General features: G+C 35.9%; 12 protein-coding genes. 6 read left to right on the top strand and 6 right to left on the bottom strand.

Annotated features, from left to right (window positions below; genetic code table 11):
- Positions 1 to 206: 206 nt before the first annotated feature.
- Complete coding sequence (locus tag PN450_RS13730) at positions 207 to 3503, bottom strand: Eco57I restriction-modification methylase domain-containing protein (protein ID WP_271836665.1); 3297 nt, start codon at positions 3501 to 3503, stop codon at positions 207 to 209.
- A 277-nt stretch (positions 3504 to 3780) separates the two neighbouring features.
- Here PN450_RS13730 and PN450_RS13725 point away from each other — a divergent pair, with 277 nt between their 5' ends.
- From PN450_RS13725 to PN450_RS13715, 3 genes are all read left to right on the top strand, one after another.
- Positions 3781 to 4344, top strand: coding sequence for a Uma2 family endonuclease (locus PN450_RS13725; protein ID WP_271836664.1), 564 nt, complete (start codon positions 3781 to 3783; stop codon positions 4342 to 4344).
- A 61-nt stretch (positions 4345 to 4405) separates the two neighbouring features.
- Positions 4406 to 5593: a class I SAM-dependent methyltransferase gene (locus tag PN450_RS13720; protein ID WP_271836663.1), complete on the top strand. Its 1188-nt coding sequence runs from the start codon at positions 4406 to 4408 to the stop codon at positions 5591 to 5593.
- A gap of 391 nt (positions 5594 to 5984) precedes the next feature.
- Positions 5985 to 6863, top strand: a complete 879-nt coding sequence (locus tag PN450_RS13715) for an NAD(P)-dependent oxidoreductase (protein ID WP_213712491.1) — start codon at positions 5985 to 5987, stop codon at positions 6861 to 6863.
- 47 nt (positions 6864 to 6910) lie between these two features.
- Here the strand turns inward: PN450_RS13715 and PN450_RS13710 are convergent, their stop codons facing one another.
- Positions 6911 to 7438, bottom strand: a complete 528-nt coding sequence (locus PN450_RS13710; protein ID WP_271836662.1) for a single-stranded DNA-binding protein — start codon at positions 7436 to 7438, stop codon at positions 6911 to 6913.
- A gap of 260 nt (positions 7439 to 7698) precedes the next feature.
- On the opposite strand from PN450_RS13710, the gene PN450_RS13705 reads away from it, so the two are divergent.
- Positions 7699 to 8802 (top strand): AAA family ATPase, encoded by a 1104-nt coding sequence (locus PN450_RS13705; protein WP_148765711.1) that lies wholly within the window; start codon positions 7699 to 7701, stop codon positions 8800 to 8802.
- Entirely contained in the window at positions 8802 to 9362 is a 561-nt protein-coding gene (locus PN450_RS13700; RefSeq protein WP_148765709.1) for a hypothetical protein, read from the top strand. The genes PN450_RS13705 and PN450_RS13700 overlap by 1 nt, the downstream gene beginning before the upstream one ends.
- Before the next feature lie 80 nt (positions 9363 to 9442).
- On the opposite strand, the gene PN450_RS13695 is transcribed toward PN450_RS13700, so the two are convergent.
- The 4 genes from PN450_RS13695 to PN450_RS13680 are packed head-to-tail and all read right to left on the bottom strand — an operon-like array spanning position 9443 to position 13376.
- A complete protein-coding gene (locus PN450_RS13695; protein WP_148765707.1) occupies positions 9443 to 10192 on the bottom strand; it encodes a DevA family ABC transporter ATP-binding protein in 750 nt (249 codons plus the stop codon).
- A 38-nt stretch (positions 10193 to 10230) separates the two neighbouring features.
- Positions 10231 to 11412, bottom strand: a complete 1182-nt coding sequence (gene devC / locus PN450_RS13690; protein WP_148765705.1) for an ABC transporter permease DevC — start codon at positions 11410 to 11412, stop codon at positions 10231 to 10233.
- 33 nt (positions 11413 to 11445) lie between these two features.
- Complete coding sequence (locus PN450_RS13685) at positions 11446 to 12735, bottom strand: ABC exporter membrane fusion protein (protein WP_148767146.1); 1290 nt, start codon at positions 12733 to 12735, stop codon at positions 11446 to 11448.
- Positions 12736 to 12782: 47 nt separating this feature from the next.
- Entirely contained in the window at positions 12783 to 13376 is a 594-nt protein-coding gene (locus PN450_RS13680; RefSeq protein ID WP_053539090.1) for a TetR/AcrR family transcriptional regulator, read from the bottom strand.
- Between the two features lie 176 nt (positions 13377 to 13552).
- On the opposite strand from PN450_RS13680, the gene PN450_RS13675 reads away from it, so the two are divergent.
- Complete coding sequence (locus tag PN450_RS13675) at positions 13553 to 14140, top strand: MFS transporter (RefSeq protein WP_271836661.1); 588 nt, start codon at positions 13553 to 13555, stop codon at positions 14138 to 14140.
- Positions 14141 to 14260: the final 120 nt, after the last annotated feature.

Here is a 14260-nt window from a genome sequence, read left to right as displayed (position 1 = left end):
CCCCTCTCCAAACCTCTCCCCTACCAGGGGAGAGGCTTTAAAACCCCCATTCCCTTGTAGGGAAGGGGGGGAGGGGGGTTAGGTTTTTGGAGATTATGGGTTTCATATAATACTTTTCAAACAACCTCTAAGAGTTTTAAGATAAAACTCGTTCAGAAATCAAATGGGATTCCTGTATTTTTATAATTGTCAAAATCAGGATATCTTTATTCTAACAATTGCGGCATTCTTGGTGGTGCTGTTTTCCACATTAAATCAATTTCTTCCGGTGTGATTTGATACGCTTGATTAATTAAATCAGAAAGACGCTGTTCTAATTTTAAAGCTTCGTTTTTCCGGCTGTTAATTTCGGGAACATAATCATTATGTGCTTTACGCAAAGCTGTAAAAGCAGATATATCTAGAGGAGGTATAATTTTTTTTGCAGTTGTTTTCCTTACCATTCTTTTTCTCACTTCTTCTACAAAGTCTGGAAATTCCAAAGTAGCAAAATCTTCTAATTTATTGCCCAGTTTCTCAATTTTGTATTCTATTTGCAACCAGTCAAGAACATCTTTATAAACTTGTCCGTTGAGTTTGGTAATTTCAATTAACCGTGTGACAATTGCTTCTACTTCTGCGCGGATTTCTGCTGTAGGTTGTGCAATCGGAATATTTTCTGTATAAATGTTTTTCAGACGTAATACTTCATCTTTACCATGAATTGTATTTCTCCACAACCATGACCACATAAGAGGTGAATTGAGAACAGCAAGCAACCATAAATCAGAACAAGGTAAAGCAAAACAAGTCATGTCTATGAATACATTTTGTTTATCTAAACAAAATCGTGAATGAAAAGCTAAATCCTGCCAAATAATTTTAGGTTCTTCAAAAAGATGATAAGATGATGGTGATGCTTGTAATTGCCACCATAACTGTTTACCTGCTCTAGCCTCTAACTTATTTCTATAAATTTCTAAATGTTCTTTAATCACAGGATATTGTTCTATATCTATATCTTTGTGAGCAAAAATTATCCAAACTTTATCCCATTCAGGAATCCATCTTTTAATATCTTGACCTCTCAATAATGGCTTGATGATTTCTGCACATTTTGGGTCAGCTTGAACTAATTTATTCTTAGTAGCATCATCTATGAAAAAAGCCTCATTAAAACCTGTTTTTATTCCACATATCGGTTTAACCCCAGCAAACTCCTTTAACGGAACTCCTACCCGTTGAATTTTCCGCATTAAATCATCAACCGCAGGAGGTTCTAAACTCCAAGCATTAGCAGTAAACCGCGACCAAGGAATAGTAAAACTGTTTTCTGGATTCTGCACATATTGAATGAGGTTAATATTTTTCAACTCCCCACGGGGAACAGCACAAATTAAAACCGATTTTTCCTCATTCTCTGTATTTGAAACTTCAGATTTCCTCGCAGCGATAATACAAGGAAAAGTATCAGCGTCTTCAAAAATTGGTGCGTGTCCAAAATCAATAATTTGTTCAAAGACACTTTCTTGAGAAAAGAACCGTCGCAAAGGTTCACCATAACCAGAACGTAACCATTTATTAGTGACAATATAAGAAATAATTCCTGCTGGTTTGAGCAGATTTAAACCTTTTTCATAGAAATAAATATAAATATCTGCAACTCCGTCATAAGTTTGATAATTTTCCTGTAAATAAGGTTTAAATGGTGATAATAACTCCTGACGAATATAAGGAGGATTTCCAATAACCACATCAAAACCACCTTCAGCAAATATCTGGGGAAATTCATTTTCCCAATTAAATGGTAAATCTGTGATTTTTGCATCATTAATGATGGAATTACCGATTTTAATATTATCGTCCAAATAAGTTAAAGTTTTTCCCTGAGTTGCAGTTTTTAACCACAAAAATAACTTAGTAATTTCTACCGACTCTGGAGACAAATCAACCCCAAATAAATTATTACTGAGAATAGTTTTATCTAATTCCATATTTTCTGTAGTTTGATGTTTCAGAAATTGCAAATTATCATTAACTCGTTGATACTGACTTGCAAAATAATCAAAAGCTGCAATTAGAAACGCACCAGAACCACAAGCAGGATCAATAACTCGCGTTTTTACTAATACTTCGTCTCTGTAACTTTGCCAAAATTCAATTTCCCGTTTTTGATTTTCTGCTGTATCTGTAAATTCCCCTAATTTAAACTTTTCTCTTAATTCATCTTCACGGTTTTGTAAATATCCACCAATTGCAACTTCGACAATATATTGCGTAATATAAGCGGGAGTATAAAATACGCCTAACTTTTTCCGTTTACCTTGTTTTCTATCAAATTCCTGTTTAGCAATATCAGCTTTTAATTCTTCTAAATCTGTAATTGACTGCTCAAAAATTCGTCCTAAAATATCTACCGAAACTTCCGAATCAAAATCAAAACGGGTTAATTGTTGCAGTTGACCACACCAAGAATCAGGAATATCTAATAGTTGATCTAAAATTGGATCATGTTGAAATAAACCACCATTATAACCGGGAATTGGGGGATCTTGATTACCTTGGTCAACCCAACGAAAAACGGCTTTATAATTTTCCCAAATTGGTCGAGGATTATAAATATTTTTACTATTATAGGCCTTGCTAATTGTCTTTTCGGGTAATAATCCCCTATCTTCACAAAAAGCAATAAATAAAATTCTGTCTAATGTTTTTTGGGCTTTCTCAATTAATACTTGATCACGGTTAGGAATATTCAACTTACTACCAAAACGAAACCGGAAATCTTTAACTATATTTAATCTAACTTGTTTATATTCTTCATAAAGTTTTTTAGTAATGTCCTCTTGTGCTTCCTCAGAAGTTACTAACAAAGTATCAATTTTAGATACATCTTTAACTGGTAAAAAGGTTTCCCGACAAAGCAAAAAATAAAATCTTTTAAATTCCTCTAAATTTGCCAAATCAACTAATAAAAACTTTTCATAATAAGCCGGAGTTTTATTGGTATGATATAATCGTAATTCTCGATAATTAGAAATAATAATCCAATGACAATCAGGTGTATAATTAGCATAGCGCCAACCCTGATCAACGGCGGATTCTTTTCTTCCTGGTGCGGGTCTATCTAAATCATCTTTTGTCCCTTTTAACTCAATTGGTGCAACAACTTTACCCTGTAATTTTACCTTTCCTTTGTTATTTTCTGTAGCGGTAAAAAAGCCCACAGCAGCATCAGCAGAACCCCCACCGTCAGCAATAGTTTGTTCTGCGTGAATTTCCCAAAGTTTGCCACCACCTGCAATAATGGAAGAATAACCTAAAACATCTTGAAAGATATCTTTGAGAAAATCACCATGCAAAGAAACTTCTTTTACTTGATTAAGAGTCCCTGAATTTAAAGCTTCAATCCATTTTTTAATAATTTTGTGCCGTTCTTCCAAATCTGACGGAAATTTAAAATTAACCAAGGCATTTTTTAACGTCTTTTTCTGAAATAAAGTTTTAGAAAATTGTTGATTCATAACTATAATTTATAAATGTAGATCATTTCATTTAGCTCCCCGACCTCTCAAATAAGTCGGGAATCTGGGTAACATATCAATTTAATGATATCATACAAGAGTAAAAAAGTTTCTAGTACATCACAAAAATCTTTACATCTAAAAAACCTTAACGCAAACCAACATCCTATACATCCTTAAATCCTGTACTTCGACTTCGCTCAGTAACCGGATATCCTGATTCTGACAATAATTAAAAAATGGTACAATATTAATAATCCACAAACCCGAAATGGTAATGGTTCAAACCCCTATCAAAACCTTAACCCTTGATGAATTTATCAAATTGCCAGAAACCAAACCGGCAAGCGAATTTATTAACGGTGAAATCATTCAAAAACCCATGCCTCAAGGAAAACATAGCACAGTTCAAAGCGATTTTGTTTCTGCGGCTAATACGGTTCTCAAACCCCAGCGTATAGCCCGTGCATACTCTGAATTACGCTGTACCTTTGGCGGTAGATCCATTGTACCTGATATTGCCGTCTTCACTTGGGAACGCATTCCCCGCGATGAAAATGGTGAAGTTGCTAACACCTTTGCTATCCCTCCTGACTGGACAATTGAAATACTTTCTCCTGAACAAAATCAAACTAAAGTTGTGCGGAATATCCTCCATTGTCTTAGTCATGGTACTCAAATGGGTTGGCTAATTGACCCCGCAGAAAAATTAGTTTTTGTGTATTTTGCTGATCAACGGATTCTATTATTTGAACTAGAAACAGATAGCTTACCTGTTCCATCTTTTGCGGAGTCCTTTAATCTTACAGTAGGTCAACTTTTCGGTTGGCTAAATGAATAAATATTCGACATATTCTTTTATTTGAGTTACAAGCATTAGTTAACAATCAACTACAAATTTTATGGATTCTCATTCCCCGTTATGTCAAATAATAGCCCATCGGATTATCACCAGTCCTCAAAAAAGAATTACCTTTGCGGAATACATGGATATGGTGTTATATCATCCAGAATATGGTTATTATTCCAGTGATGCTATCAAAATCGGCTTTCGCGGTAGTGATTTTTTCACATCTGCCAGTTTAGGCGCTGACTTTGGGGAATTACTAGCAAAGCAATTTTACCAAATGTGGGAGATTCTAGATAAACCTATACATTTTGATTTAGTAGAAATGGGAGCAGGACAAGGTATATTAGCATCCCATATACTCAATTATATAAAGCAAGAATACCCAGATTTTTTTACCGCAGTCAAATATATTATTGTTGAAAAATCACAAAGTTTAAAACGAGAACAACAACAACGGTTACAAGATTTTGCTGTAGATTGGTGTAACTTAGAAGAAATTCCCTCCAAATCTATTAACGGCTGCTTCTTTTCCAATGAATTAGTAGATGCTTTTCCAGTCCACCAATTTACTTTAGCAGCAGGAGAATTGCGGGAAATTTATGTCACGATTGGGCAACAATCGGAGGAAGAAAATTCTGCTTTACCTCTATTTATTGAAATAATAGGAGAACCATCAACACCACAATTAGGAGAATATTTTAAGTTAGTGGGCATTGATTTAAGCCAAAATACTTATGAAAATGGCTATCGTAGTGAAATTAATTTAGCAGCTTTGAATTGGTTGGGTATAGTGGCAGACTGCTTGGAACGCGGGTATGTGCTAACAATTGATTATGGCTACCCTGCTCATCGTTATTATAACCCCAGGCGATCGCAGGGAACTCTCCAGTGCTACTACCAGCATCGTCATCATGATAATCCTTATATCAATATTGGGCAACAAGATATCACTGCCCATGTTGACTTTACAGCCTTATCATCTTGGGGTGAACGGTGCGGACTCAAAAACATGGGTTGGACTCAGCAAGGGCTATTTTTGATGGCATTGGGAATAGGTGAAAGGTTAGCTGCACTCTCCTCTCAACAGCAACCAATATCACAGTTGCTACAACGCCGAGAAGGATTACACCAACTAATTAACCCATCAGGATTAGGCAATTTTGGCGTTTTAGTCCAAAGCCAGGGACTAACTGAACAAGAAGCATCACAACCACTCCAGGGATTAGTCGTACCAGAGTAGAGATCAAAGAGAAAGGTTAAAAATCTCTTTAACAATCCTGTATTAGTCCTGATTGCACTAGCATAACAGAGATGACATTTAAGTCAAAAATCTACCCAAGAGAAATAATTATGAATGCTCATGATCTGTTAGTGCTAGTAACTCTACTTTCCCCCGGACTCTTACTTTCCGTCATCATTATGGTGACTTTTGCCGCTGGAGGCTAGTACCGCTTCGCGGAAGTCAAAAGTTAAAAGTCATAAAAGTCATAAGAGGAAAGAGAAAGAAAAAGGAAGAGGAAACGGAAAGAACTTTTTTTATTTATTCTTTCACTTTTCTTTCTCCTGACTCCTGACTCCTGACTCCTGACTTCTTCTACTAACAACTGACCACTGACAAAGGAACGTAAAACATGAAGGTGGCATTTCTGGGAACTGGATTGATGGGACTACCGATGGCTCAAAGGTTATTAGCTACCGATATAGAACTAATTGCCTATAATCGCACCCCAGAAAAATTAGAACCGTTACGGAAAGCAGGGGCGCAAATTGTGACAAAACCCCGCGAAGCCATCCGTGCTGCTGACTGTATCGTGCTAATGCTTTCTAACGCCGCAGCTATTTATCATGTACTTCTGACAGATACTTCTTGGCATACTTTATCAGGACGCAGCATCATTCAAATGGGGACAATTAATCCCTTAGAAAGCCAAGAAATCAGAGATACAGTAGTTGCGGCTGGTGGTGAATATATAGAAGCACCTGTCCTCGGTAGTATTCCCGAAGCTCAAACTGGCAAGTTAATTGTCATGGTAGGTGGAGAGGAAGAACAATATCAGCGTCATTTAAAGTTACTCCAACATTTTGGCGAAAATCCTGTATATATAGGCGCTGTGGGTTCGGCATCAAACCTCACCCTGGCGCTCAATCAACTGATTGCTTCTCTGACAACTAGCTTTGCTCTGAGTCTGGCATATATCCAGTTGCAAGGCATTGATGTTGATTTGTTTATGCAGGTTTTGCGCGAAAGTAAACTTTATGCTCCCACTTTTGATCAAAATTTGCGGCGGATGTTAGATGGCAATTATACTAACGCTAACTTACCGACAAAACAACTGATCAAAGAAATAGATTTATTTATCTCGGAAGCAAAATCCTTGGGTTTGAATCTCAACAGCATTGAGGGTGTAAGGCAAATCTTACACGCAACTATGAAAATGTCCTATCCAGAGGATGATTATTCATCCGTATTTCCAGCAATTCGGGAATGGGGTGAAGTCAGTGGAGGTTGAAAAAGAATGTAGAGACATTCCATGGAACGTCTCTACAAGGATTATGACTAAAACGGGATGTCATCTGGATCGGGTTCTGGCGTAACTCCTACAGGGGATGGAGACTGCACAGGGGCGGGTTGGTATGTCGGTTGAGAGGGCGCTACCTGGGGCATTGGGGCTGATGTCGGATAGTTTGATTCATAATTAGTAGGGCTGTAGGTTGGTGGCGCTACAGGGGTTTCATAGGCTGGTGTGGTTCTCGTGGCTGCTGGTGGTGAACTGGTATAAGTACCTTGTCCGATGGCGTGAATCCTTTGGACTGTTAATTCTGCGCGTTTTTCCTTAAATCCTTCGGGGCGATCAATTGTATTCATGCCTAAGCGCCCTTCAATAATAACGCGATCGCCCTGATGATAACTTTGGTGAATCTCTTTGGCTAAATTTCCCCAACCTACGACTTTTAAAGGATGCGTTGGATCTTCTGGTTTTGCTCCCGCGACATGAACGATCATTTCTGTAACTTCTAACCCATCTGGTGTGTGACGCAGTTGGGGATTATCGTAAATTTCTGCCATCAAAATACAACTGTTCATTGTCTTCTCCTGATTTTTAATACTTTTTCTCGCGGTGAATTTCACTCGACGAGAAAAGTGAAGCATAATTAGTTAGGGCAATTATCACACGGATCATTGTTTTTCTATATTACACCTGACTAGAACGAGTATTATGTTTTGTCTGTGTAGAACAATTGTACTATATTCCAGTCTGGACTGTGATTTATATAATTAATTGGATTTATGTGATTATAGTAATTTGGGCTGTATGATAGTCTTTGCTTAGAAGGAAAAGTTTTATGTTAAAGCGTATTTATATTGATAATTTTCGCTGTTTGGTAAATTTTGAGCTTAATGTTGATGCAATTAATCTATTTCTTGGTGGTAATGGTTCAGGTAAATCAACTGTTTTTGAAGCTTTGCGGAAAATTCAAAATTTTATATTAGGTGAATCAAAATTAGAGTCTATTTTTGATTATTTTGATTTTACTTGCTGGCAAACTTCACCAATTCAACGTTTCGAGTTAGAAATAGATGGTAATGATGGTAACTATAAATATGAACTTGTAGTTGAAGCTAATCAAGATAAAATCTCTGTTTCCTATGAAAGATTATGGTTTAATGGACATCCTTTACTAAAATATGAAAATGGCGATGTACAACTTTTTCGAGATGATTATTCAGAAGCATCAAAATATTCATTTCTTTCATCTCAATCTATATTGTCCTCTTTATTACCAAGAAATGACAACAAAAAACTATTCTGGTTTACAAAACGGATAGAGAAAATAATTATTGTACAAATTGTTCCTATTTTAATAAAAAGTGGTGGTGCAGAAACAAAATATCTAGGTTCTAAAGCTGAAAATTTTGTTTCTTGGTATAAATATATTTCACAAGATCAAGGGAAAGTTGCTGAATTAATCAATGTTTTAAAAGAAGTTTTAGATGGTTTTATTAGTTTTAAGTTTGAGCAAATAGGAGAAAAATATGTTGGTTTGAAATTAAAATTCACATCAGATTCAGAAGATAAAAATACTATTGATTATCATTTAGGTGCATTATCAGATGGTCAAAAAGCACTAATAATATTATATACACTAATTTACTGTATGAAATCAGAAGATTATACACTTTGTATTGATGAACCGGAGAACTTTTTAGCACTTCCAGAAATTCAACCTTGGTTAAGACAGCTATATGATTTTTGTGATGAAGGAAAGTTACAAGCTTTACTAATTTCACATCATCCCGAATGTATTAATTACCTTTTAGCGTCACCGATTGGTTATTGGTTTGAACGTCAAAGTAATGCACCTGTAAGAGTGAGAAAAATCAGTAATGAAGAAGCTGATGATTCAGGATTAAAGATTTCAGAACTGATTGCGCGGGGATGGTTATAATGAGCCAGCGGAGAGTGCAGATTGTAATTTTGTGTGAGGATAAACAACAAGAAGTTTTTGCTATTCATTTTTTGCAAAAGCGCGGTTTTACCTTAGATAGAAATTTCCGCACCGAAATTTGTCCTAAAGGTGCAGGAGAACAGTTTGTTAGAGAAAAATATGCCCAAGAAGTGGTAGAGTATCGTAGACAAAGAAATAAACGTTCTGGAATGCTAATTGTTTTAATTGATGCAGATAAAAAAACAGTCGAAGAAAGACTAAAGCAATTAGATGATGCACTTATAGAAAATTCACAACAACTTCGTCAACCTAGTGAAGCCATAGCAATTTTTGTTCCTAAAAGAAATATTGAAACATGGATACATTATTTACAAGGTACAAATGTTGATGAACAAGCTGAAAAGCCATATCCCAAATTCGATAAAAATGAGTCTATTTGCAAACCCTATGTTGAGCAATTAGTCAACCAGTGTTATCAAGGTAATTTAGATGAGAATGCACCACCTTCTTTAAAAGCTGCGTGTGGAGAACTGCAAAGAATTTTGCCGTTAATTGGATAAGTTATCAATTCTCATTTCTTGCGAATTTATCGCTTCAATATTGAAATTGAGGCTGTGTTATTATTCATCATAAAAAAGTGTTAATTTAGTTTAACTCCCATATCTACACCATCACTTTTCAATTGTCCATCTTCCATGTAAATAATCCGATCAGCTATATCGAGAATGCGGTTATCATGGGTGACTAATAAGATAGTACAGTTTTGTTCCCTTGCTAGAACTTGCATTAATTCCACCACATCGCGTCCAGATTGTTTATCTAAGGAAGCTGTCGGTTCATCTGCTAAGACTATTTTGGGATGACTGACTAAAGCGCGGGCTATAGCTACCCGTTGTTTTTGTCCACCGGATAAATTCTCTGGATAGTAATTAACCCGTTCTCCTAAACCAACGTGTTCTAACATTGCTGTAGCTTTAGCATTAATATCACCATTGAGATGATTTTCATGTAACTCCAAAGACATCCGCACATTTTCTTTAGCTGTTAGAAAACTCATCAAATTATGTGCTTGAAAAATATAACCAATTTGGCGACGTAATTTAGTTAATTGCCCTTTTTTTGCACCAGACATTTCCTGTCCTAATATTTGCAAACTACCATTTTGGGCAGAACGTAAACCGCCCATTAATGATAATAGGGTAGTTTTGCCCGAACCAGATGGACCAGTCATAATGACAATTTCTCCTGCCTTAATCTCTAAATTAATATCAAATAAGACTTGTTTTTGCAGCGTCCCTTTCCCAAAATAATGATTGAGATTACTAACAGAAATAACTGTTTCTGAACTAGAAATAACTTCAGAAGGAATAGTTGTAACTTCCAATGACATAGTTCCTTACCTTTGCGTGAGATATAAAAATTGTTAGGTTAAAAAATATCCGCCGGATCAGCAGAACGGAGTTTTCGCATCGCTATTGCGCCAGAAACAGTACACATAATTACTGTTAATAAAAAAACATTAATTGCCCGATCTACCTTCATATATATTGGTAAAAGAGTTGCGGCAAATGTAACTTGATATAACCCAAAAGATAGGAAAAATGCAGGTAAATAACCTAATGCAGCTAAGAATAATGCCTCTTGCAATAAAACTCGCAATAGATAATTATCAGTATAACCCATTGCTTTGAGAGTGGCATATTCTGGTAAATGATCAGAAACATCAGAATACAGCACTTGATAAACAATAACAATACCAACAATAAAACCGACTATCACACCCAAACCAAAAATAAAACCAATCCCTGTACCAGTCACCCAATAAATTCTTTCTTTCTGGGCAAATGTTTCGGGAGTACCAACTTCAACAAAGGGATTTTGAGGATCTGGATTTAGTCCTATTTGTAGTTGTGCTTTGACTTTTTCAATATCAGCACCGGGTTGAAGAGTAATTAATCCAACTTCAATTTGATCGGCTTTGCGAGTAGAAAATAATTGTAAAAAAGTAGAATCACTAACTACTACATTTCCATCCGCAGCAAAGGAAGCACCATTTTGAAATAAACCCTTAACACTGACATTCTTTCCGCTTAATTCGGCGTTAAACTTGCCAGTTTCTCGAAAGATATTGCCAATCTCTCCATATTCTGGACGACTGGCTTCATCAAATACAACTTGATTTAATTGTTTAAGATCATCTTTCTTTGCTTGCAGTTCAGGAAACTTTAAACCAGGTGCAGATGGATCTACACCCCAAACTAAGATAGATCGATCTATTTTAGTTTGAGGATTGCGCCATTGTCCGGTACTAATGTAAATAGAACTGACTGATTTTACACCGTTGTAACTTAATGCTTGATAAAGTCTTTCTCTAGAAAAGCTTTTGACTGAAACTAGGGTTTGAAATTGAGGATTTATTAAGACTAAATCTGCTTGTAAATTGCGGTGAGGTTGAATAGCAGCATCAAATAATGCACTTTCAAAACCCATCTGAATAAATATCAGCATATCCGCGAAAGTAATTCCCGCAACTGCAACCAATAGTCGCGTTTTTTCCTTCATTAATTGTCGCCAAGCTAGGGGCGTTTTCCGAAAGATTTTATTAATCATGAGTTTTTTTTATGCATCTTGATGAGAAATTAATTACAATTTAATTGCTGTTTGCACTTGTAAATTAGTTAAGCCAGAAACTTTTTTGCTATCTTCAGGATTGAGGCGAATTTTTACTTCGATAATGCGACTGTCTAAATTTTCTCCTGGTTGATCACTAAAAACATTTTGGCGTTTGACTTGTAAACCAATTTGTTGGACTGTACCTTGTAATTCTCCTGTAAATCCTTGACTGGTAATTATGGCTTTTTGTCCTAATTTTATCTTACTAATATCAGTTTGATAAACTTCTGCTACTACCATCATTGTGTTAGTTTGGGCAAAGTCAGCAATCCCTTGATCACCAATTTTTTCACCGACTTTAGTATGAATTTTGAGAATTTGCCCGTTTATGGGAGCGCGAATATAAGCTGCTTCTAATTCAGTTTCTGCTTTTTTAAGATTAGCGATCGCACTTTCGACTTCTGTTTGTGCTAACTGCACATCTACAGGACGAATTTCGGCAATACTATTAAGTTTAGCCTTGGCTTCACTAATTTGTTTATTGCTAGTATTATTAATACGATTCAGGGCAACTTTAGCTTCTGCTAATTGTTTATTAGCTGTAGTATTAATCCGTTTCAGAATAGCTTGAGATTCATTTAATGTTTGTTTAGCTGTTTCTATATTTAACCGTTTGCTATCAATTACAGAATTAGAAATTGCCCCTTCAGCAAATAACTGTTGATAGCGTTGATATTCTGATTCGGCATTTTTGAGTTCTGCTGTTAATTTATTAATAGTTGCTATTTGAGCAATTCTATCACCTTCCCATTGGGCTGATATCCGAGCAATATTTTCCTGTTGGGATTGTTTATCTCCTGCATATTGTGCCTTAATTCTCTCCACAATTGCTGACTGTTCTTGAATTTCTCCTGATTTAGCCCCAGCTTTAATTTGTGCAAGTTTAGCTTGAGCAACTTTCACTTGTTTCGTGCTTTGAATAACAGAATTTTTTAAAAGATCACGAGATTGTAAAATGGCAATTACTTGACCGACTTTAACATTATCACCTTCTTTAACTAATACTTCCACAATGCGATCGCCATCTAATGCTAAAGGTGCAGATAATTTAATTATTTCCGTTTTCGGTTCTAGTCTTCCTAAAGCAGTAACTATTTGCGGAATAGGGACAATAGGTTTGGATTCAGTTACAGAAGATTTTTCCATTTTTCCAAAGTTAGAAATCCCATAAATAGCAATTCCTCCTGTTATCGCAGTGGCCGCAATTATTAAAGCAATTAACCCTTGATTTTTAGGTTTAAACAACTGTTTATAACTCATCATAACTCCCAAAGTGATAAAACAAATTTTTCTACATTTATTGACGCTTAACTACTAACCTTAAAGTCGGTTTTTTGTCGTAAATAGGCTACAATCATCTCTCCTAAAAGCTGACACTGTTCAGAGAAATCAATGTTTTCATTTCCCCATAATTTTTCGAGAACCACACCATTCACAAAACTCAAAACAAAAGATGCTAATACTACATCTGGAACACCTAATAAATCACAGGCTACTTGCTGACATCGTTGATTAGCCCGTTTAAAAACAGTGCTATTACTCAACATTATTTTTGAGTCTTGATGTTGACAAAAATCAACCCATAGATAAGTCCATTTAATTAAATAATCCTCATTTTTAACAAGATATTGACCCAACGCTGCCATCAATTCTAATAAGTTATTTTTTCCTCCAAATTCTGTTAAAGCTGTAATGATATCCTGCTGACTAATTTCTTCCACCAATTGCTCAAACAAAGCTTGTTTGTTGGGAAAATAATGATATAGCGTACCTGTGGAAACCTTTAAACTCGCAGAAATCTGCCGCATAGTAATCGCTGCATAGCCTTTTTCAGCAAACAAATCAAAACATTTATTGAGTAATTCTTTACGGTATTGTTCATGATTAACAATTTTCGGCATAACAGCTATCGTCTCTATATCGAACGCTTGTTATATTAAATAATATAATAAACCTAAAGTGTTTGTCAAGATATCTTTACAAATTCAGATATCCTAATTCAATAGGATTTACGCATTGACAAGCTCAACCATGAGGTATGGGTTTCGGGCATTTCAACGTGATTTTGTGATGCTTTTTGAGCGAACTGCTTGCAGCAGCGCTTCGCTATCACTGGTCACCTCGAAATGTTGCTATCATTGGAGGTTTGATTAATACTGTTTTAATTGGAATTGCTACTGTTTTGCTAATATTAGATAGTTTTAATCTCATTTTTTTCATTGTAATTGCTGTTTTATTTGGATTATTTGAGGCTATTTTATACCCAGCGATTCTTGCCCTCTTGCCTCAATTGGTGAGAAAATCACAATTAGCAGAAGCTAACGCTTGGATACAGGGCAGTGAACAGTTTACCGAAGTCATCGGACCTGCTGGTGCGGGTTTTATGATTGGTGCGTTTGGATTAACCATTGCTTTTGCAATCAATACACTCATATTTGCCTTTGGTAGTTTGTTCATATACCTAGTGCGGACTCGTCGCCGTCAACCTCTGGCAACTGAACCAGAGAAACAAGCTTTAACAGGTGAGATTATTTTAGGTTTAAAATATGCCTGGACACGGTCTGCAATTCGCATCAGCCTGTTACTCATAGCAATGATTAATTTTGCGATGCTAGGTCCCATGATCATCGGCGTTGCAGCCTTAGTTAACCTGAGTTCGATGTAAGAAAACCAGCTAAAAATGAGTATTCAAAAGGGTTAGAGGCTTTTCTGGAAAGAGCCTATATTCTCAATAAACATTAATTATTGAGAATTAATAGGAAACCAGCCTAGATTTAAGTAAATT

Origin of the sequence: Dolichospermum lemmermannii CS-548 (assembly GCF_028330815.1) — a bacterium.
Taxonomy (GTDB): Bacteria; Cyanobacteriota; Cyanobacteriia; order Cyanobacteriales; family Nostocaceae; genus Dolichospermum; species Dolichospermum lemmermannii.
Note: the sequence above shows the minus strand (reverse complement) of the source record. Positions and strands in the feature narration are given on the sequence as shown.